17 protein-coding genes are annotated in these 18585 nt (G+C 69.1%); 8 read left to right on the forward strand and 9 right to left on the reverse strand.

All coding sequences use genetic code 11. The annotated features are described in order from the left end of the window. Positions 1–22: 22 nt before the first annotated feature. Complete coding sequence (locus H0523_RS23780) at positions 23–937, forward strand: LysR substrate-binding domain-containing protein (RefSeq protein ID WP_033504418.1); 915 nt, start codon at positions 23–25, stop codon at positions 935–937. Here H0523_RS23780 and H0523_RS23785 read toward each other — a convergent pair. From H0523_RS23785 to H0523_RS23820, 8 genes are all read right to left on the reverse strand, one after another. Next, positions 927–3053, reverse strand: a complete 2127-nt coding sequence (locus tag H0523_RS23785; RefSeq protein WP_054430468.1) for a TonB-dependent copper receptor — start codon at positions 3051–3053, stop codon at positions 927–929. The two genes, H0523_RS23780 and H0523_RS23785, sit on opposite strands and share 11 nt — an antisense overlap. An 88-nt stretch (positions 3054–3141) precedes the next feature. Beyond that, positions 3142–3540, reverse strand: coding sequence for a DUF2946 family protein (locus tag H0523_RS23790; protein ID WP_054430469.1), 399 nt, complete (start codon positions 3538–3540; stop codon positions 3142–3144). Between the two features lie 139 nt (positions 3541–3679). Further along, positions 3680–4501, reverse strand: a complete 822-nt coding sequence (locus H0523_RS23795; protein ID WP_054430470.1) for an ATP-binding cassette domain-containing protein — start codon at positions 4499–4501, stop codon at positions 3680–3682. Beyond that, entirely contained in the window at positions 4498–5364 is an 867-nt protein-coding gene (locus H0523_RS23800; RefSeq protein ID WP_054430471.1) for an ABC transporter ATP-binding protein, read from the reverse strand. The genes H0523_RS23795 and H0523_RS23800 overlap by 4 nt, the downstream gene beginning before the upstream one ends. Next, the gene (locus H0523_RS23805; protein WP_054430472.1) at positions 5361–6191 is read right to left on the reverse strand and encodes an ABC transporter permease; all 831 of its coding nucleotides are present in this window, start codon (positions 6189–6191) and stop codon (positions 5361–5363) included. Before H0523_RS23805 ends, H0523_RS23800 begins: the two co-directional genes overlap by 4 nt. After that, positions 6188–7144 carry an ABC transporter permease gene (locus H0523_RS23810; RefSeq protein ID WP_054430473.1) on the reverse strand — a complete coding sequence of 319 codons (957 nt, stop codon included), beginning with the start codon at positions 7142–7144 and terminating at the stop codon, positions 6188–6190. Before H0523_RS23810 ends, H0523_RS23805 begins: the two co-directional genes overlap by 4 nt. A 7-nt stretch (positions 7145–7151) precedes the next feature. Continuing rightward, positions 7152–8705, reverse strand: a complete 1554-nt coding sequence (locus H0523_RS23815; RefSeq protein WP_054430474.1) for an ABC transporter substrate-binding protein — start codon at positions 8703–8705, stop codon at positions 7152–7154. A gap of 45 nt (positions 8706–8750) precedes the next feature. Continuing rightward, a complete protein-coding gene (locus H0523_RS23820) occupies positions 8751–9956 on the reverse strand; it encodes an aminotransferase class V-fold PLP-dependent enzyme (RefSeq protein WP_054430475.1) in 1206 nt (401 codons plus the stop codon). A 181-nt stretch (positions 9957–10137) separates the two neighbouring features. On the opposite strand from H0523_RS23820, the gene H0523_RS23825 reads away from it, so the two are divergent. From H0523_RS23825 to cysW, 4 genes are all read left to right on the forward strand, one after another. Continuing rightward, on the forward strand, positions 10138–11082 hold the full coding sequence (locus H0523_RS23825) for a LysR family transcriptional regulator (RefSeq protein ID WP_054430476.1): 945 nt from the start codon (positions 10138–10140) through the stop codon (positions 11080–11082). A gap of 211 nt (positions 11083–11293) precedes the next feature. Then, the gene (gene cysP, locus H0523_RS23830) at positions 11294–12310 is read left to right on the forward strand and encodes a thiosulfate ABC transporter substrate-binding protein CysP (protein ID WP_054430477.1); all 1017 of its coding nucleotides are present in this window, start codon (positions 11294–11296) and stop codon (positions 12308–12310) included. 80 nt (positions 12311–12390) lie between these two features. Continuing rightward, positions 12391–13233 (forward strand): sulfate ABC transporter permease subunit CysT, encoded by an 843-nt coding sequence (gene cysT / locus H0523_RS23835; protein ID WP_054430478.1) that lies wholly within the window; start codon positions 12391–12393, stop codon positions 13231–13233. A 3-nt stretch (positions 13234–13236) separates the two neighbouring features. Then, the gene (gene cysW, locus H0523_RS23840; protein ID WP_054430479.1) at positions 13237–14064 is read left to right on the forward strand and encodes a sulfate ABC transporter permease subunit CysW; all 828 of its coding nucleotides are present in this window, start codon (positions 13237–13239) and stop codon (positions 14062–14064) included. A gap of 12 nt (positions 14065–14076) precedes the next feature. On the opposite strand, the gene H0523_RS23845 is transcribed toward cysW, so the two are convergent. Continuing rightward, on the reverse strand, positions 14077–15405 hold the full coding sequence (locus H0523_RS23845; protein WP_054430480.1) for an LLM class flavin-dependent oxidoreductase: 1329 nt from the start codon (positions 15403–15405) through the stop codon (positions 14077–14079). Positions 15406–15603: 198 nt separating this feature from the next. On the opposite strand from H0523_RS23845, the gene H0523_RS23850 reads away from it, so the two are divergent. The 3 genes from H0523_RS23850 to H0523_RS23860 all read left to right on the forward strand — a co-directional run. Continuing rightward, complete coding sequence (locus tag H0523_RS23850) at positions 15604–17721, forward strand: laminin G domain-containing metallophosphoesterase family protein (RefSeq protein ID WP_054430481.1); 2118 nt, start codon at positions 15604–15606, stop codon at positions 17719–17721. Positions 17722–17826: 105 nt separating this feature from the next. Further along, positions 17827–18396, forward strand: a complete 570-nt coding sequence (locus H0523_RS23855; RefSeq protein ID WP_054430482.1) for a sigma-70 family RNA polymerase sigma factor — start codon at positions 17827–17829, stop codon at positions 18394–18396. Positions 18397–18398: 2 nt separating this feature from the next. Further along, a partial coding sequence (locus H0523_RS23860) for a FecR/PupR family sigma factor regulator (RefSeq protein WP_180180165.1) occupies positions 18399–18585 on the forward strand: 187 nt, incomplete at its 3' end.

The following is an 18585-nucleotide window of genomic DNA, read 5'->3' on the forward strand; positions in this document are numbered from 1 at the left end:
AGTCAATAAGCGGGACTTATAGATGGACATGCGCGAGATCCAGGTCTTCCGGGCCGTGATGCAGGCCGGCACCACCAGCAAGGCCGCCACCCTGCTGGGCATTTCGCAGCCGGCGGTGAGCCAGGCCATCCGCAAGCTGGAAACCTCGTCGGAACTGCGCCTGTTCGAGCGCGTGCGCGGCCGGCTGGTGCCGACCCAGGAGGCCGGCGCGCTGATGGAGGAAGTGGACCGCTGCTTCGCCGGTTTCGAGTTGATCGAGCACCGCATCCGCAGCCTGAAATCGTTCGGCGTCGGGCGCCTGGCGGTCGGTTCGCTGCCGGCGCTGGGCACCGGCTTCATGCCGCGCGCCATTGCCGCCTTCGGCCTGCAGGACCGCCGCATCCAGATGTCGTTCCAGATCATGAGTTCGCGCGAGGTGCTGCAGCAGGTCACGGCCGGGCAACTCGACTTCGGCCTGATGGCCGACGAGCTGTCGGTGGCGGGCCTGGAACACTCGGAATTCCTGCGGCTGCCGGGCGTGATCGCCATGCACAGCCGCCATCCGCTGGCGGCGCGGCCACGCATCACGCTGCGCGACCTGACCGAGCACGCCTTCATCGCGCTCAACCCCGAGGACGCCAGCCGCCGGCGCCTGGAGACGGCGCTGCACGACCAGGGCCTGGCATTGCGGCCGGTGCTGGAGACGCCCTATTCCAATTCCGTCTGCGAGTTCGCCCTGCATGGCGTCGGCATCGGCCTGGTGCATCCGGTCATGGCGCTGGACTACCTGGCGCGCGGGCTGACCATCAAGCCGCTGGAACTGGACATCGGCTTTGCCTGCCTGCTGGTGTTCCGGCCCGGCACACCGCTTTCGGAAAACGCGCGGGCGTTGCTGAAAGCGATGCGCATCGAGCTGGAACGGGATCTCAAGCGGATCCGGACGGCGCTCAGTACTTGAAGCTCAGGCGCGCCCAGAAGGTGCGCCCGGGTTCGTTGAAGGCCGTGTTGGCGGCAAAGCCGAAGCCGGCGTCGCCCGCCAGGTTCAGGTGCTCGGCGTAGGTCTTGTTGAACAGGTTGTCCACGCCCAGCGACAGCTTGACCTGCTTGCTGACCGCGTAGCCGCCGTTCAGCGAGAACACGCCGAAGCCGGCGCTGGGGCCGAAGTCCTTGCCGACCACGTTGCCCTGGTTCAGGGCATAGCGGCGCTGCGCCGCCACCAGCCGCCACAGCGCGCCGGCCGACCAGGTGCCGTCGTCATAGGCCGCGCTGAGCTTGGCTTCCAGCGGCGGCATCTGCGGCAAGGCGCGGCCGTCGCTGCGGTTCTGGCCCCAGGCGTAGGCCAGCGTCGCGCCCAGCTTCCAGCGCGGCGCCGCCTGGTAGGACAGCCCCAGCTCGCCGCCGGCGATGCGGGCGTCGATGTTGGCGGCCTGCGTCGAGCCGCCGTGTCCGCCGTGTCCGCCGTGCCCGCCATGGCCGCCATGCATGCCGCCCATGCCACCCATGCCACCCATGTGGCTCTTGGCGTAGTCGAACAGGATGAAGTCGTCGACATAGCCGGCGTAGCCGGACAGCCACGCATCCAGGGTCTCGGTCTTGTACTGCGCGCCGAAATCGATCTGCGTCGTCTTCTCGGGCTTGACGCCGCGGAACGCGTTGATCGAGCCGTCGGGCCCCTGCGTCGGCGAGAACAGCTCCCAGTAGTCCGGGAAGCGTTCCGCGTGGCCCAGGCCGACGTACACCGTGGCCGGCAGGTCCGCCAGGTCCCGCTCGTAGCGCAGGAACCCGCTGGGCAGCGTCTCGTTGCGGCGTTCGCCGGCCGTGGGGTTGGGCATCGGCATCATCATCGAGCCATTGTCGCGCCGGAAGTCCTTGGCCGAGGCCCAGTCCACCCGCGCGCCGCCGATGATCCGGCTGTCCTGCGTGGCGTGCCAGGTCAGTTCGCCGAACAGGCCGGTATTGGCGAAGCTGGCATCCTTGACCCAGCTCTGCGAGCGGTACGAGACCGTGTCCGTGCCGCTGCGCGAGCGGTGCCGGCTTTGCTGGAAATCCAGCCCGGTCACCAGGCTCAGGTCCGGCGCCAGGTTCCAGGTGCCGGCGATGCGGCCGCCCCAGGTGGCGCGGTCCACGTCCGCCGCCATCGCCATCGGCATCGAGCTGGTCATGTCCGGCTTGCGCAGCGTGTAGTTGTCCATCACGTGATCGGCGTAGTTGTAGTAGAGCTGCGCCTCCAGCTTGTCCAGCACGCCGCCCAGGTTGCGCTTCTCGAAGCGCAGGCCGAAGCTCTCGCGCTTGAACTGCGAGCCGTCCATGCCGCGCCCGGCGTAGCGCGCGTTGCCATCGCCGGTGCCGGCGGTCAGCTCGTACAGCGTGTCGGCGTCGGGCGTGAAACCCAGCGCCAGGTCGGCGTTCCACTTGTCCCAGCGCGACGGCACCTTGTTGCCGTCGCCGTCCTTGTAGTCCTGGGCGTGCGAATGGTTGGCGGTGATGCGGGTGTAGACCTTGTCGTTGCCCACGGTCAGGTCGGCGGCCTGGTCGTTGCGGCCGTTTGATCCGCCCACGAGGCTGCCGTCGAAGCGCACGCCAGGCTCGGTGAAACGCGGCGTGTCGCGGTCGAAGCGGATGGTGCCGGCGGACGCGCCCGGTCCCCACAGCACCGTCTGCGGGCCCTTGATGACGGTCAGCTTGTCGAAGTTCTCGGGCGAGATGTACGAGCTGGGCGCGTCCATGCGCGCCGGGCAGGCGCCGGGCATCGAGGTGCCGTTGGTCAGGATGTTCAGGCGCGAGCCGAACATGCCGCGCAGCACCGGATCGCCGTTGGTGCCGCCGTTGCGGATGGCCGAAAAGCCGGGAATGGTCTTGAGGTAGTCGGTGCCGTCGCTGGCCGGCAGCGGCTGGCGCGGGATCTTCGGGTCGGTCGTGAAGGTCAGCGGCGCGCTCGGGGCGACGCCGGTGATCACCACCGGATCGGTGGTGATGATGGCGTCGGCGCCGGTGGCCTGCGGCCAGGCGGGAAACGACGCGGCCAGGGCGGTGGCCAGGCAGGTCGCCCGCAGGATGTCCTTGTTCTTGTGCATGAGAGTCTCTGGATCTGAACGGGCTGGACGCGCGCGACCGCGCGGGCCGCAAGCAAGGCGCGCCAGCAACAACGGAAACGGGTGGGGTTCAGGCCAGGACGGGCGGCGCGCGCGACTGCCGTGGCAATCGCGCCTGCGCGCTGGAGAAGTGGATGTCGACGGTGGGCGCCGGCAGCGCCTGCCGCACCAGGGGCAGGCGCCAGGCCAGCGGCGGCGGCCCTAACAACGCGGCGGCGCCGAGCATGGCACAGCCGGCGAAGCAGCAATGCGGCAAGGCGCCGCTGTGTTGCTGCGCGTCCTGCGTGACGCCGCCCTCGGCGTCCAGCGTGATCACGCGCGGGCCGCTGGCCGTGCAGATGATGGTGGTGGCGCCCGGCGCGGCGCCGGGACCGGGCAAGGCGGCGGAGGCGATCAGCGCCTGGAACACGAACAGGAACGCCGCGGCTAACGCGGTCCATCGTCTCCCGGTATTGGCGCCCGTCTGCATTCGCATCCCCTCGAAGGCGCCGATGGTAGCACGCAGGATCCGGTCAAAAAGGCGCGTGGAGCCTTGTAGGACGCTCGGAAGCGCGCCAACGGCCGCGGCCGATGCGCGGGCTTGATCCGCATCAAGCCCGCGCCCCGGATCAGGCCGCCTGGCGCAGGCGGCGGCGCGACGGATCGGGCCGTGGCAAGGCGGCGATCAGTCTGCGCGTGTAGTCCTGCGCCGGCGCCTCGAAGATGCGGTCGCACTCGCCCTCTTCCACCAATTCGCCCGCGGCCATGATGGCCACCCGGTCGGCGAAGTGGCGCACCACGCCCAGGTCGTGCGAGATGAACAGGTAGGTCAGCCCCTGCTCGGCCTGCAGGTCGGCCAGCAGATCCAGCACCTGCGCCTTGACCGAGACGTCGAGCGCCGACACCGCCTCGTCGGCGATGATGAAGCGCGGCTCCAGCGCCAGGGCGCGGGCGATCGCGATGCGCTGGCGCTGGCCGCCCGAGAACTGGTGCGGGAAGCGCTGCGCGTGCTCGGGCCGCAGCCCCACCCGCGCCAGCAGCGCCTGCATGCGGTCGCGGCGTTCGTCGGGCGAGTAGAGCTTGTGGATCACCATGCCGTCCATGATGGCGTCGCCGACCCGGCGGCGCGGATTGAGGCTGGAATACGGGTCCTGGAAGATCGTCTGCACCTGGCGCCGGAACGCCATCAGCCGGCCGCCCGCCAACTGGCTCACGTCGTGGCCGGCCAGCTCGATGCGGCCCGAGGTCGGCCGCAGCAGGCCGGCGATGCAGCGGCCCAGCGTGCTTTTGCCGGAGCCCGATTCGCCCACCAGCGCCAGCGTGGTGCCCGTTGCCACCGCCAGGCTGACGCCCTTGACCGCCCGCACCAGCCGCGTCGGCTGGCCCAGCAGGCCGCGGGCGGCGACATAGTCCTTGGTGACGCCTTCGGCGCGCAGAATGAATTCGCTCATGACGGGGTTCCTTGTGCGGCGGCCCGCGGACGCGGGGCCAGGCGGCGGCCGCGGTCGCGCGGCGCGTCGACGTCCGGCACGGCGGCCAGCAGCGCCTGGGTGTAAGGATGCGCGGGCCGGCCGAAGATCTGGCCCACGTCGCCCTCCTCCACCACTTCGCCCGCGCGCATCACCACCACGCGGTCGGCGATCTCGGCCACCACGCCCAGGTCGTGCGTGATGAACAGCACGGCGGCGCCGGTCTCGGCCTGGATCGAGAACAGCAGCTCCAGCACCTGCGCCTGCACGGTCACGTCCAGCGCGGTGGTCGGCTCGTCGGCGATGATCAGCCGGGGCGACAAGGCGCAGGCGATGGCGATCATGACCCGCTGCCGCATGCCCCCGGACAGCTCGTGCGGATAGGCCTTGGCGCGCTGCGCCGGCTCGCGGATGCCGACCCGCTCCAGCAGCGCCACCGCCCGCTCCCAGGCGGCCTGGCGGCCGATATCGCCATGGATGCGCATGACTTCGGCGATCTGGCTGCCGACGTTGCGGCCGGGGTTGAGCGCGGTCATCGGCTCCTGGAACACCATGGCGATATCCTTGCCGCGCAGCGCGTCGCGTTCGCGCTCGGAGGCGCGCAGCAGGTCGCGGCCCGCGAAACGCAGCTCGTCGGCGGCGACCCGCCCGGGCGCGTCCACCAACCCCATCAGGGAAAAGCCGGTGACCGACTTGCCCGAGCCGGATTCGCCCACCAGGCACACCACCTCGCCGCGCCGCAGGGTCAGGTCCACGCCCTTGACGGCGGCGAACGGCCCCTGGGGCGTGTCGAAATCGACGGTCAGGTTCCTGACGGAAAGCAGCACATCCGTTTCGGGGCTCATCGTTGCAACTCCGGATTGAGCGCGTCCTGCAGCCAGTCGCCCAGCACGTTGACGGCCAGCACCGTGAAGAACAGCGCCAGCGCCGGCACCAGCACCGGCCACGGATTGGTGAACAGGTAATCCTTGAGCGAGCCGACCATCTGCCCCCACGACGGCACCGGCGGACGCACGCCCAGGCCGAGAAAGCTCAGGCCGGCCTCCAGCAGCATCGCGAAGGAAAAGGTGAACGAGGCCTGCACCGCGATGATGGAGCGCATGTTGGGCAGCACCTCATGCCAGATGATCCAGCCGGTGCCCGCGCCCAGCGAACTGGCGGCCAGCACGTGCTCGCGCGCCCGGATGCCGCGCGCCACGCCCCAGGCGACCCGGGCGAACTGCGGCGCGTACAGCACGCCGATGGTGCCGACCAGCGTCGGCAGGTTGCCGCCGATGAAGGCCAGCACCACCAGCGCCACGAAGATCTCCGGCAGCGACACGAACACGTCCACCACGCGGATGGCGGCCGCTTCGGCGCGGCGGCCCAGGAAGGCCACGCCGACGCCGACCGCCACGCCCAGCACGCCGGCCAGGATCACGGCGGCCGCGGCCACCGACAGCGACACGCGGGCGCCGTACACCGCGCGGGCCAGCAGGTCGCGGCCCAGCTCGTCGGTGCCCAGCCAGTGCCGCCACGATGGCGACGACAGCAGATTGGCGGCGTCGATGCGGTAGGGATCGGCCAGCCCCAGCGCCGGCCCGAAGACGGCGGCCAGCACCACCACCGTCAGGAAGCCCAGCGCCAGCTGCACCGGCGCGCCGGCCTTGGAAGCTCGAAGGAATGCGATCATGCGGAGGGCCTGCGGATGCGGGGGTCGACGAAACCCTGGGCCAGGTCGATGACCAGGCTGATCAGGATGAACAAGGCGAAGATGGCCAGCAGCGAGCCCTGGATCACCGGATAGTCGCGCGAAAAGGCGGCGCTCACCAGCAGCGAACTCAGGCCCGGCCAGTCGAACAGGGCCTCGATGATGACGGTGCCGCCCAGCAGGTTGCCGGCGCGCACGCCGACGATGGCGATGACCGGCACCAGCGCGTTGGGCAGCGCGTGCCGCAGGATCGCCTTGCCGCGCGGCAGGCCCTTGGCGCGGGCCAGCTTGACGTAGTCGCGGCCCATGACGTCTGACAGGCTGGCGCGGGTCATGCGCGCCACCACGCCCATGAAGTTCAGGCCGATGGTCAGCGATGGCAGGATCAGCGCCAGCAGGTGTTGCACGGGATCGTCCGAGAATGCCACGAAGCCCGACGACGGCAGCCAGCCCAGCGCCAGGCTGAACAGCAGCACCAGCAGGATGCCCAGCACGAACACCGGCGCCGAGAAGCCGGCCACCGCCACCACCGAGGCCGCGGCGCCCGCCAGCCGGCCGCGCGAGCGCGCCGCCACCACGCCCAGCGGCACCCCCAGCAGCACGGCCACCAGCAGGCCGGCGCCGATCAGTTCCAGGCTGCGCGGAATGCGTCGCGCCAGCTCGTCGGCCACTGGCTCGCCGGTGCGCAGCGACACGCCCAGGTCGCCGCGCGCCAGCGCGCCGGCCCAGTGCGTGAACTGCGTGCCCAGCGGCAGGTCCAGGCCCAACTGGGCGCGCACCCGCGCCACGGCCACCGGATCGCTGCCGGCCTGGTCGCCCAGCATGATGGCGACCGGATCGCCTGGCAGCAGGTGGATGGCGATGAAGACCACGCCCGTCGCCAGCGCCAGGGTGACGATGGCCGACGCCAGGCGTCTGAACAGGAAAGGCAGCATGCCGGCCTCAGTTGATCCACATGGTGGGCAGCGAGATGCCCGGGCTGCTTTCGCTCAGCGCGCCGCCCAGCTGCGTGTAGCCGTGCACCTTGCGCAGGTAGCCCTGGGCCTGCTCGCGCCAGCTCACGAACACCCACGGACTGGTCTCCAGGATGCGCTTTTCGGCCTGCTGGTAGATCGGCTGGCGCGCCTTGGGATCGGTCAGCGCGCGGCCCTCGGCCAGCAGCTTTTCCAGCTCGGGATCGCGGTAGCCGATCGGCTTGGCCCAGTAGCTGGAATCGCCGCCCAGGTAATAGGCGTAGGCGTCCGGGTCGGGCAGCTTGACCGACACGCCGTAGATCATCGAGTCGTAGTCGCCGCGGTTCTTGCGCTCGACCAGCGTGGCCCACTCGACCGGCTCCAGCTTCAGGTTGATGCCGACCTCTTTCAGGTTGGCCTGCACCACCTGCGCCATCGTGGTGTAGATGCCCAGGCCCTGGAACACCACCATCGACGCGTCCACGCCGTTGGCGTAGCCGGCCTCGGCCAGCAGCGCGCGGGCCTTGGCGGTGTCGCGCTTGTAGGTGCCGTCCAGCGACTTGTCGTAGTACGGCGAATCCTCGGGCGTCGGCGCGCCGTAGATGGGCTTGCCGTAGCCGAAGAAGGCGGCCTTGGATACGGCTTCGCGGTCGATGGCATAGGACACGGCGCGGCGCACGCGGGCATCGTCGAACGGCTTCTTGCTGGTGTTGAACCAGACGCTCATGAAGGCGCCGCCGGCGGTGTCGATCTTGGTGCCGGCATTGCGGCGCAACACGTCGATGTCCTTCCACGGCACGAAGTCGATCATGTCCAGCGACTGGCTGCGCAGCGCGTTGACGCGCGCGTCGTCGCTCTTGATCATGCGGAAGTCGACGCCGTCCAGGTACGGCTGCCCGGCCACGAAATAGCGCGGGTTGCGCACCAGGCTGGCGCGCACGGCGGGTTCGTAGCTCTTCAACTGGAACGGGCCGGTGCCGTTGGCCGACAGCTTCAGGTTGGCGCCGCTCTCGACCCACTTGCGCGACACGATGGCCGCCTCGGGCAGGGCCAGCACGCTCAGCATGGTGGCGTCGGGCGACGGCTTCTCGACCTTGACGGTGGCGGGGTCGACCACGGTGACGGTGGCGCCCAGCAGGTTCGAGCGCAGCGTGGCGCCGGTGGCCGGGTCCAGGATACGGTCGAGCGAGAACTTGACGTCGTCGGCGGTCACCGGCGTGCCGTCCTGGAAGGCCACGTCGGGCCGCAGGTGGAACACGATGGTGCGGGCGTCGGGCTGGTCCCAGCTTTGCGCCAGGCGCGGCACGATGGCGCCGCTCTTGTCGTAGCCCGCGAGCGGGCTGTAGAGCGCCTCGATCAGCACCTTCCAGGCGCTGCCGCCGTAGACGTGCGGATCGAGCGACACGATTTCGGACACCGTGCCATAGCGCAGCGTGCCGCCCGGCTTGGGCGTGTCGGCCGCCTGCGCGCCCGCGGCGGCGGCCGCCAGCGCGCACGCGCCCACCAGTTGCGCCATCCGGCGCCAAGTCTGCTTGAACGTCATGTTGTACCCCTTGTGCTCTGGATTATCCGCTCGCCGGGCGCGCCGTCAGGACGGCAGCGCCTCGACCAGGCGGTCGATTTCAGTGGAATCGTTGTAATAGCTCGGCGAAATGCGCAGGTTGCCGCCGCGCACCGCCAGGTCCACGCCCGCGTCCCGCAGGCGTTGCGCCAGTTCCTGCGCGTCCTGGCCCGGGTGCTTGAACGACAGGTTGCCCGAGGCCTCGCCCGGCGCGCGCGAACTGACGATCTGGTAGCCCTTGCGTTGCAGCGCGGCGCTGGCGTAATCGGTCAGCTCCAGGATATGCGATTCGATCCGGGCCGGCGTCAGCGCCAGCTGGATGCGCACGGCGGCGTCCAGGCCCCAGATGCCGGTGAAGTTGGCCAGGGCCTCCTCGAAGCGCCCGGCGTTGGCCCGGTACTCCAGCAGGTAGTGCATGTGGTCCTCGGTGCTGTCGACGCTGTGGTAGCCCACGCTGGGCGGATCCAGCAGGCCCAGCACGCTCTTGCGGCAGTAGAAATAGCCGGTGCCGATCGGCGCCAGCATCCACTTGTGGCCGCCCACCGAGAGGAAGTGGATGCCCAGCTTCTCGACGTCCAGTTCGAGCGAACCGGCCCACTGGATCGCGTCCAGGTTCAGGTAGACGCCGCGCTCGTGGCACAGGTTGGCGGTGGCCTCCAGGTCCTGCCGGAAGCCGTTGGAGAACTGCACCGCGCTCAGCGACACCAGGCGGGTGCGGTCGTCCATCAGCTTGCGGATGTCGTCCGCCAGGATGCGGCCGTTGCGGTTCTTGACCCAGCGGATGGTCACGCCGCGCGCGGCCAGCTTCATCCAGCAGTAGACGTTGGACGGGTATTCGATGTCCGGCAGGATCAGGTTGTCGCCGTCGCGCCAGGGAAAGCCGTTGGCCACGTGCACCAGCCCCTCGGTGGTGTTCTTGACGTAGGCGATCTCGTCGCGGTGGGCGCCGATCAGGCGGCCGATGCGGGCCTTGATGGTCTCCTCGGCGTAGCGGCACCACTCGGGATAGGCGTTGCGGCCGTTGTCGCGCACGTCCTCCATGAAGCGGTTCACCGCCGCCACCACCGGCACGCTCAGCGCCCCGATCGACGCGTTGTTCAGGTAGGCCCGCCGCTGCTTGATCGGGAACGCGTCGCCGATGTTGCTCCAGTCGAGCTGTTCGATGCCGTTGCGGTCATCGGGAAAAAGTGCCGCGGGTCCGCCCACGGAAACCGGTTTGTCGAGGATATTCACGCCGCGCCTCTTTCATTGAAGGTGGGATGATCCTAAGATTGCGTGAATTCATGCGTCAATTTCGTTTGGAGTATTGATTCATGCACTTTTGTAATGTGTCGCGGGCGCCCACCCGCTTTTCCCTCTGGCGCGGCGCCGGTCGCGCGATGGCGCCCCGCGCCGCCCATCCGGGTTTATCCCTATGCGCCTGAACCGCCTGCAGGCGCTGCGCGCCGTGCTAGAGACCGGCAGCGTCACCGAGGCCGCGCACCGCATCCACCGCACCCAGCCGCAGATCAGCCGGCTGATCTCGGCGCTGGAGGACGAAGTCGGCTTTCCGCTGTTCCTGCGCCAGGGCCGCGGCCTGATCCCGACGCAGGAATGCCTGCGCTTCTACGAAGGCACGCGCCACATCCTGGCCGGTTTCGAGGAGGTCTCGCGCATCGCCGACTCGATCCGCAACAAGCAGGACGCCTGGCTGCGCATCCTGACCCAGCCCTACTTCGCCTACAGCGTCACGCCGCGCGCCATCGCCGAGTTCGCGCGCAGCCATCCGCACACGCGGGTATCGCTGGAGGTGCGCTCGCGGGTCGACGTCGGCTTGTGGATGTCCGGACAGCAGTTCGACCTGGGCGTGGCGGCGCTGCCGATCGACTTTCCCGGCATCATCTCGCGCACCTTCGCCCGGGTACGGCTGGTGATCGCCATGCCCGAAGGCCATCGGCTGGCGGCCAAAGCGGTGGTCAGCGCCGACGACATCCAGGATGAGCCCTTCATCGCGCTGCGTCCGTTCACCTTGTTGCGCCAGCATATCGACGACCTGATGGCCAAGCGCCGGCTGCCGCTGCGGCTGGTGATGGAAACCTCGTCCGGGCAATCGGCCTGCCAATTGGCGGCGCTGGGCATGGGCATTGCGCTGGCCGATCCGATCCTGGCGGCCAACGTGCCGGGCATCGTGCTGCGCGACTTCGAGCCGCGGCTGACCATGCCCTACGGCTTCCTGCTGCCCAGCGCCTTTGCGCCGTCGGAGCAGGCGCGCGAGTTCGCCCGCATGCTGATCCGGCTGGTCAAGGAGATGGCGCCCGAACGGGTCGAGCTGATCGAGCCCGATCCCGCCGAAAGCGACGCGCTGATGGCGTTCCCGTGAGGCCGGCGCGGTCCGCGCCGCGCCCGCGCGCTCGGCGACCCCGCCACATAGCGGAAAGCGCGGACGCGACGCATCGGATACAACGTGCGGCTATGAGTTAAAGGTAATTGAATATTTCCAAACGCCGGCCGGCGTAAGCATCATGCGGTATCGGGGCCTTCCGCCCCGGCCGCGGGTTTCCCGCGTAGCGTCTTTCATCCGGAGAAGCCCTTTGCTCAAACGACTGCTCGCCTCGGCCCTGACGCTGACGGCCCTGGCCGCCAGCGCCGCCCAAGCCCAGCAAGCGCCCCAGGCCCTGCTCAACACCTCCTATGACATCGCGCGCGAGCTGTTCGCCGCCATCAATCCGAAATTCCAGGCCGACTGGAAGGCCAGGACCGGGCAGGATGTCACGATCGAGCAGTCGTTCGCCGGCACCTCGCGCCAGGCGCAGTCGATCATCCAGGGCCTGAAGGCCGACGTGGTGACCTTCAACCAGGTGCCCGACGTCGACATCCTGGCGCAGAACAAGCTGCTCGCCGCCGACTGGCAGAAGAAATTCGGCAACAACAGCTCGCCCTACTACAGCACCATCGCCTTCCTGGTGCGCAAGGGCAATCCCAAGAACATCAAGACCTGGGACGACCTGGTGCGCGACGACGTCAAGCTGGTGTTCCCGAACCCCAAGACCTCGGGCAACGCGCGCTATTCGTACCTGGGCGCCTGGCTCTACGCCAACGAGAAGTTCAAGGGCGATGACGCGCAGACCCGCGCCTTCGTCGGCAAACTGCTCAAGAACGTCGAAAGCTTCCCCACCGGCGGACGCGGCGCGACCGTGGCGTTCGCCCAGAACAACCAGGGCGACGCGCTGCTGACCTTCGAATCCGAGGTCAACAACATCGCCAAGGGCGACGAGTTCAAGGCGCAGGGCTTCGAGGTGGTGGTGCCGCCGGTCAGCGTGCTGGCCGAGTTCCCAGTGGCGGTGGTCGACAAGGTGGCCGACGAGAAAGGCACGCGCAAGGTCGCCGAGGCCTATCTGCAGTTCCAGTACTCGCCCGCCATCCAGAAGCTGCTGACCGACTTCAACTACCGGGTGCATGACCCGGAGGCGGTCAAGGCCGCGGCCAGCCGCTTTCCGTCGATCCGGCTGATCAATCCGCAGGACGTGCTGGGTTCGTGGGACCAGATCACCAAGACCCACTTCGCCGCCAACGGCGTGCTCGACCAACTGCTGGGCGCCGGCCGCTGACGCGCCGCGTCGATCCCCGCCTTCCGTCTCGTCAGCCGGCCGCCCGCGAGGGTGGCTGGCGCTTTTACGTTCAGGTCCGCATGTCCACGTTCTTCCGGCAGCATCCCGTCCTGCCCGGCTTCGGCCTCAGTTTCGGCGTCAGCAGCCTGTTCATCACGCTCGTGATCCTGCTGCCGCTGTCGGCCTTGCCGCTCTACAGCAGCCAGATGAGCTGGGGCCAGTACTGGCAGGCCGTCACCGATCCGCGCGTGCTGGCCAGCTACCGCGTCACGCTGCTGGCGGCGTTCTACTCGACCGCCGTGGTGCTGGTCATCGGCCTGTTGCTGGCCTGGATCCTGGTGCGCTACCGCTTCCCCGGGCGAGCCCTGCTGGACGCCGCCATCGACCTGCCGTTCGCGCTGCCCACGGCCGTGGCCGGCCTGACCCTCTCCGTGCTGCTGGCGCCGGGCGGCTGGGTCGGCCAATGGTTCGCGCCGCTGGGCATCAAGATTTCGTATGCATTCCCGGGCCTGGTGATCGCCATGATCTTCACCAGCCTGCCGTTCGTGGTGCGCTCGGTGCAGCCGGTGCTGGCCGACATCGGGGCCGAGTACGAGGAAGCCGCCCGCACGCTCGGCGCCAGCCCGGGCCAGACCGCCTGGCGCATCCTGCTGCCGGCGCTGGTGCCGGCCCTGTTCACCGGCGGCTCGCAGGCCTTCATCCGCAGCCTGGGCGAGTTCGGCGCGGTGGTCATGATCGCCGGCAACATTCCCTACAAGACCGAGGTGACGTCGTTGATGATCTTCAGCCGCCTGGCCGAATACAACTACCCCGCCGCCGCCGCCATCGCCACCGTGGTGCTGGCGGCCTCCCTGCTGCTGCTGTTCGCCCTGCAGGTGCTGCAGGGCCGCCTGCTGCCGTGGCAGCGCGTGCCGGGGATCTGAGCCATGACGCGCCCTTCCCCCTGGCCGCGCCGCCTGCTGATCGGCGCCGGCCTGCTCGCCGCCCTGCTGTTGCTGGCCTTGCCGCTGGCCCTGATCTTCGCCCGGGTGATCGCCGGCGGCTTCGACGCCCTGCTGCAGAACCTGGGCGCCAGCGACATGCGCGCGGCCATCGGCCTGACCTTGCTGGCCGCGGTGGTCAGCGTGCCCATCAACCTGGTGTTCGGCGTGCTGCTGGCCTGGTGCGTGACGCGCTACGACTTCCGCGGCCGCCGCCTGCTGGTGGCGCTGGTCGACATTCCCTATGCCACCTCGCCGGTGGTGGCCGGGCTGTGCTACCTGGTGGTGTACGGCCTGGAAGGCCTCTTCGGCCGCTGGCTCAGCGGCCACGGCGTGCAGCTGATGTTCGCCTGGCCCGGCATCCTGATGGTGACGGTGTTCGTGACCTCGCCGTTCGTGGCGCGCCTGCTGATCCCGCTGATGCAGGCGCAAGGCCAGGAAGAGGAGCTGGCGGCGCTGACGCTGGGCGCCAACGGCTGGCAGATCTTCCGCCGCGTGACGCTGCCCAACATCAAGTGGGGGCTGCTGTACGGCGCGGTCATCACCAATGCGCGCGCGGTCGGCGAGTTCGGCGCGGTGTCGGTCGTGGCCGGCGCGATCCGCGGCAAGACGCTGACGCTGCCGCTGCTGATCGAACAGCTCAACGACGACTACAAGACCGTCGCGGCCTTCACCGCGGCGGCGCTGCTGGCCTGCATGGCGCTGCTGACGCTGGTGGTGAAGACCTATATGGAGCGGCGCCGGGGCGAAGCCCGTCCCGCGCCGACGCACTGATCTCGGCGTCCGTCACGGCGTGAAATGGCGGTTGGCCGGACGCGGCAACCCCAGGTTTTCGCGCAGGGTGCGGCCCTCGTACTCGCGCCGGAAGATGCCGCGCCGCTGCAGTTCCGGCACGACCTGGCCGACGAAAGCGTCCAGGCCACCGGGCAGCCACGGGAACATGACGTTGAAGCCGTCGGATGCCTCGGTCTCCAGCCATTCCTGCATCTGATCGGCGATGCTCGCGGCGGTGCCGACCATCGCCAACCCGCCATAGCCGCCCAGGCGCTGCGCCAGCTGGCGCACCGTGAGCGATTCGCGCTCGGCCAGGCGCAGCACGCGCTCCTGGCTGCTCTTGCTGGCGTTGGTCTCGGGCAACGACGGCAGCGGCGCGTCCGGATCGAAGCGCGAGGCGTCGCAGCCCAGCGCGACCGACAGCGAGGCGATCGCGCTTTCGTAGTGCACCAGGCTGTCCAGGCGCGCCCGGATGGCTCGCGCCTCGCCCTCGGTGTCGCCCACCACCACCAGCACGCCGGGCAGGATCTTGAGATGGTCGCGGTCGCGCCCCAAGGCGTCCATGCGCCCCTTGACGTCGGCGTAGAAGCGCTGGCCATCCTCGATCGTGCCGGACGCGGCGAACACCACCTCGGCGGTCTCCGCCGCCAGCTGCCGGCCGGGCTCGGAGGCGCCGGCCTGCACGATCACCGGCCAACCCTGCACCGGCCGCGCGATGTGCAGCGGTCCGCGCACCGACAGGTGTTCGCCGCGGTGATCCAGCGTGCGCAGGCGCGCCGGATCGAAATAGATGCCGCTGTCGGCGTCGCGGATGAAGGCGTCGTCGGCCCAGCTGTCCCACAGGCCCGTGACCACGTCGTAGAACTCGCGGGCGCGGGCATAGCGCCGGGCATGGTCGGGCTGTTCGGTGCGGCCGAAATTGAGCGCGGCGTCGGGATTGGAGGTGGTCACGATGTTCCAGCCGGCGCGCCCCTGGCTCAGATGGTCGAGCGAGGCGAAGCGCCGCGCCACGTGGAACGGTTCGTCGAAGGTGGTCGACGCGGTCGCCACCAGCCCCAGCCGCTCGGTCACCTGGCTCAGCGCGGACAGCAGCGTGAACGGCTCGAACGAAGTGGCGGTATGGCTGCGCTTGAGCGCCTCGATCGGCATGTTCAGCAACGCCAGGTGGTCCGCCATGAAGAACGCGTCGAAGCGCGCCCGTTCCAGCGCCTGGGCGTAGCGCTTGAGGTGCTCGAAGTTGAAATTGGCGTCGCGCTGGGCGCCGGGGTAGCGCCAGGCGCCGGTGTGGATGCTGACGGGGCGCATGAACGCGCCCAGCTTGAGTTGACGTTGCGCTGGCATGACAAGAACCCTGTTTTCGCCGAAACGAAAAAGATAGCGCGCCCTGGCGGCCAGGCGAACCAACCTGGCGCTATATGGCTATAAGCCGCCCGCCGGCGCGCGTCGCCGCGACGCGACGCAGAATCTTCACGCAGGGTTAACACATCCGTCATTCGGCGTTTCTAAGCTTCCCCCTTTTTTGACCGATGGGCGGTATAGATGGCGCACGACAAACATGACGGCAATCATGAGCTTGCCGAGACTTCCAACAACCTGCCGATGGCGGCGGACCCGCGCCGGCGCAGCCTGCTCAAGGCCGGCCTCGGCGCCACGCTGATGCCCGTGGGCGGCTCGCTGCTGCTGTCGGCCTGCGCCAGCGACAGCGAGGACGACGACACGTCCGCGACGCCCGCGCCGCCGCCCAGGAACATTTCCAGCTTCGCCGTGGCGGTGTTGCCGGACACGCAGTTCTACTCGCGCTATGCCACCGACGCCGAGAACCAGCAGTTCATGCGCAAGTACGGCAGCGAGCCCTACAAGGCCCAGACGCAGTGGGTCGCCGACCACGCCAAGTCGCTCGACATTCCGTTCCTGATCCACCTGGGCGACGTGGTCGACCAGCAGGGCAAGCCCGACCAGTGGACCGTGGCCAGCAAGGCCATGAAGATCCTGGAAGACGCCAAGGTGCCGTATTCGATCCTGGCGGGCAACCACGACGTCATCCTGGACCGCGACTACGTCGACCCCAGCAGCCAGGGCAGCGCCACCGACGCGCAGCGCAACCTGGCCGCGGAACCCTATCTGCAGACTTTCGGTACCGACCGCGCCAGCAAGCAGGCCACCTTCGGCGGGCGCGATCCCAGCGGCTTCCACGAGTACCACATCTTCCAGGCCGAGGGCCAGAAGTTCATGGTGCTGTCGCTGTCGTGGCGCATTTCCGACGCCGGGCTGGCCTGGGCCAACCAGGTGATCCGCGCCAACCCGACGCTGCCGGTGATCCTGGTCAACCACCAGCTGCTCAACATCGACAAGGACGGCATCAGCCCGCTGGAAGTGCCCTATGGCCTGATGCTGTGGGACAAGCTGATCCGCGACAACGACCAGATCTTCATGACGCTGAACGGCCACTACCACGGCGCGGCCCACCTGACCAAGATGAACGCCTTCGGCAATCCGGTCGAGGAAATGGTGGTGGACTACCAGATGGCCTACCAGGGCGGCAACGGCCTGATGCGCCTGTACGAGTTCGACCTGAGCGACAACGAGATCCGCGTGCTGTCGTTCTCGCCGTGGGTGCCGCAGAAGCCCAAGGCCACGCTCAATGCCTTCGACCAGGCGGTGCTGACCGGCGCTAACGAGGAGTTCACCATCAAGATGGACTTCGCCAAGCGCTTTGCCCGCTTCAACAAGGACTTCAAGGCCGCCGCGCCCACGCACACGTCGCTGGTCGAACAGGCGCGCGCCCTGATCCTGGCCAACTACACCGACCCGGCCATCACCACGCAGAAGCCCGCGGCCGACAGCGAGGACTACCCGCAGGTGTCCGGCACGCTGGCGCACTGGCGCTTCTTCGGCGGCGCCGATGGCCAGCCGGTGCCGGTGGGCCAGGTGATCCAGGACCGCACCGGCAACAACCCGGTCAGCCGCGCGGCGCTGAACATCGACGGCGTGGTCGGCGCGCAGCTGGGCGACGTGGTCTGGTCCAACGACCACCACTACCTGTCGGCCGCGCCCGGTTCGGTGCGCTTCCTGAACACCGACAAGAACACCCCGCGCATGAGCTACTTCACCACCGCCACCACGGCCGCGCTGAACGCCGAGACGGTGCCCAACGGCTATACCGTCGAGGCCTTCATCAAGATCGACCGCGACTGGACCGCGCAGAAGCATGCGTGGATGAACATCATGACGCGCGACGGCAAGCGCGGCGACCTGCCCGGCTTCAATGGCGGCGACCCCGAATCGCCGCCGCTGCTGTTCGCTATCTCCAGCCTGCGCGAGATCCAGTGGGAAGTGGTGCCCGAGCGCACCGGCGCCCGCGACGCCAAGACCAACTGGTCCGGCGAGATCATCGCCGACAAATGGATGCACGTGGCCATCGTCAACGACAACACCACCCACGAGACCATCCTGTACGTCGAGGGCGCGCCGGTGCTGCGCAACACCTCGGACGCGCCGGGCCTGGCGACGCTGGCCGCCAACATGCCGTGGGTGATCGGCGCCGGTTCGTGGGACGGCGCGCGCGCCGACGGCTTCTTCGGCAGCATCGGCGAAGTGCGCATCGTCAACCACGCGCTGCTGCCGTCGCAGTGGCTGACTTCGCGCCGGGGCAGCTGACCGGCGGCCGTTCGGCGCCGGGCGGGCGCCGAACGGTCAGGAAAGCCATGTAACTGATAATCGTTATTGTTATAATCGCGGGGGTATCCGCCCCTCTCCCCCGCCATGAGCCCCGATCCCCGCTCCCCGGACATCCACAGCCTGTACCAGGCGCACCACGGCTGGCTGCGCAGCTGGCTGCTGCGCCGGCTCGGCAATGCCTTCGACGCCGCCGACCTGGCGCATGACGCCTTCGCCCGCCTGCTGGCCGCGCCCCGCGCCTTCGACAGCCCCCAGGGCGCGCGCGCCTACCTGCGCAGCATGGGCAACGGCATGTGCATCGATCTGTGGCGGCGCCAGGAAGTCGAGCGCGCCTGGCTCGATACGCTCGGCACCTGCGCCGGCGCCACCGCGCCGTCGGCGGAGCAGCAGGCCATCATCGTCGAGACCCTGCTGCAGGCCGCGCAGATGCTGCAACAACTGCCGCCCAAGGTTGCGCGGGCCTTCATCCTGGCGCAGGTCGACGGCATGAAGTACCGCGACATCGCCGCCGAGCTGGGGGTTTCGGAACGCACCATCAAGAGCTATCTGGCGCGGGCCCTGCTGCACTGCGCGCTGCTGGAGGCCTCATACCAGGCCGCGGCGCAACCCCGGCATTTTCCGGCCGCGCCCTCGCGCGCGCCGGCGGCGTCCTAGCCATGGCCTCGCCCGCGCTGCCCGGCGCCCCGCTCGGCGCCGCCGACCACCGCAGCCTGGAACAGGCCGCCGACTGGTACGTGCGGCTGCACGATGACGCCGCCGACAGCGCCGACTGGCAGCAGTGGCGCGCCTGGCTCGACCGCAGCCCGCGCCACCAGGCCGCCTGGGGCTATATCGAATCCGTCA

It is taken from the genome of Achromobacter insuavis (genome assembly GCF_902859645.1).
GTDB classification, from domain to species: domain Bacteria; phylum Pseudomonadota; class Gammaproteobacteria; order Burkholderiales; family Burkholderiaceae_B; genus Achromobacter; species Achromobacter insuavis.

What these genes read in the sequence shown, in the direction of transcription:
- H0523_RS23780 (WP_033504418.1), top strand. Translation starts at nt 23, where the DNA reads ATGGACATGCGCGAGATCCAGGTCTTCCGGGCCGTGATGCAGGCCGGC.
- H0523_RS23785 (WP_054430468.1), bottom strand. Translation starts at nt 3,053, where the DNA reads ATGCACAAGAACAAGGACATCCTGCGGGCGACCTGCCTGGCCACCGCC.
- H0523_RS23790 (WP_054430469.1), bottom strand. Translation starts at nt 3,540, where the DNA reads ATGCAGACGGGCGCCAATACCGGGAGACGATGGACCGCGTTAGCCGCG.
- H0523_RS23795 (WP_054430470.1), bottom strand. Translation starts at nt 4,501, where the DNA reads ATGAGCGAATTCATTCTGCGCGCCGAAGGCGTCACCAAGGACTATGTC.
- H0523_RS23800 (WP_054430471.1), bottom strand. Translation starts at nt 5,364, where the DNA reads ATGAGCCCCGAAACGGATGTGCTGCTTTCCGTCAGGAACCTGACCGTC.
- H0523_RS23805 (WP_054430472.1), bottom strand. Translation starts at nt 6,191, where the DNA reads ATGATCGCATTCCTTCGAGCTTCCAAGGCCGGCGCGCCGGTGCAGCTG.
- H0523_RS23810 (WP_054430473.1), bottom strand. Translation starts at nt 7,144, where the DNA reads ATGCTGCCTTTCCTGTTCAGACGCCTGGCGTCGGCCATCGTCACCCTG.
- H0523_RS23815 (WP_054430474.1), bottom strand. Translation starts at nt 8,705, where the DNA reads ATGACGTTCAAGCAGACTTGGCGCCGGATGGCGCAACTGGTGGGCGCG.
- H0523_RS23825 (WP_054430476.1), top strand. Translation starts at nt 10,138, where the DNA reads ATGCGCCTGAACCGCCTGCAGGCGCTGCGCGCCGTGCTAGAGACCGGC.
- cysT (WP_054430478.1), top strand. Translation starts at nt 12,391, where the DNA reads ATGTCCACGTTCTTCCGGCAGCATCCCGTCCTGCCCGGCTTCGGCCTC.
- cysW (WP_054430479.1), top strand. Translation starts at nt 13,237, where the DNA reads ATGACGCGCCCTTCCCCCTGGCCGCGCCGCCTGCTGATCGGCGCCGGC.
- H0523_RS23845 (WP_054430480.1), bottom strand. Translation starts at nt 15,405, where the DNA reads ATGCCAGCGCAACGTCAACTCAAGCTGGGCGCGTTCATGCGCCCCGTC.
- H0523_RS23850 (WP_054430481.1), top strand. Translation starts at nt 15,604, where the DNA reads ATGGCGCACGACAAACATGACGGCAATCATGAGCTTGCCGAGACTTCC.
- H0523_RS23855 (WP_054430482.1), top strand. Translation starts at nt 17,827, where the DNA reads ATGAGCCCCGATCCCCGCTCCCCGGACATCCACAGCCTGTACCAGGCG.